A 1,138-nucleotide genomic window follows, 5' to 3' on the forward strand; every position below is an offset into this window, starting at 1 on the left:
AAGCGTATACATGTGGAAACATTACAGATGCAATCTATTGTACAGATGCGTTAGAAGATACAGCAACAGGTTTAACTATAGGAAATACATATTACATACAAGTATATTCGCATGTGGCAAATGCAAATACGACATTTGATATCTGTGTGTCTACAAATGAAATTCCAGGACAAACCTATGTGCCAGACGATAACTTTGAACAAGCATTGATCGATTTAGGGTACGACATAACGCTAGATGATTATGTAACAACCACCAATATTTCAGGTATTCAAAACGTAAACATTTCAAGCGAAAATATTTCCGACTTAACAGGAATTGAAGATTTTACAGCATTACAAAATTTAAATGCATCAGGAAACCAATTAACAAGTATTGATGTAACACAAAATACAGCATTGACACTTTTAAATTTAGACAACAATTCAATTTCCGAAATTGATTTAACTCAAAACATTGCATTAGAATCTGTATACTTTCATAACAACTCACTGATTACAGTAGATATCACACAAAATACAATGCTTTTCAGTGCAAGTTTTCAAGCAAATCAACTGACAACAATAGATGTCTCACAAAATATAGCACTTCAGTCTCTATACTTAGCACAAAATCTTCAACTTTCAACTTTAGATATTTCAACGAATACCAACCTCATTGTACTAGATTTGAATTTTACCCAAATATCAAATTTGCAAGTTTCAAACAATTCAAATTTGGACACTCTGATACTTTCAAATAGTCCTTTGACTAACATTGATGTGTCAGATAACCTAGCTTTAAGAGTTTTAAATCTCAATGGAGCTCCAATACAACAGGTTGATGTCTCCAACAATACAGCATTAGAACGATTATTTGTAAATGGTTGTAGTAACCTAACAGGAACCAATATTCAAAACGGAAACAATACAAACATAAATACATTCCATGCCTTAAACACACCAAATTTAGCCTGTGTACAAGTTGATGACGTTGCATACAGTACCGCCAATTGGACAGTTGTTGATGCAGGAACAAACTTCAGTACAGACTGTGGATTTCTTGAAAATGACGAATGTGTTAATGCTATTAATATTCCCATAAGCGATGGCACGTGTAACAATGTAATTTCTGCAACAATGGTAAATGCAACAAATTC

Annotated in this window: 1 protein-coding gene; it reads left to right on the forward strand. The window is 33.0% G+C overall.

Annotation, left to right across the window (positions count from 1 at the left end; all coding sequences use genetic code 11):
* A partial coding sequence (locus tag AA089_RS25310) for a leucine-rich repeat domain-containing protein (RefSeq protein ID WP_046759385.1) occupies nt 1-1,138 on the forward strand: 1,138 nt, incomplete at both ends.

Source organism: Kordia jejudonensis (assembly GCF_001005315.1).
In the GTDB taxonomy this organism is placed as follows: domain Bacteria; phylum Bacteroidota; class Bacteroidia; order Flavobacteriales; family Flavobacteriaceae; genus Kordia; species Kordia jejudonensis.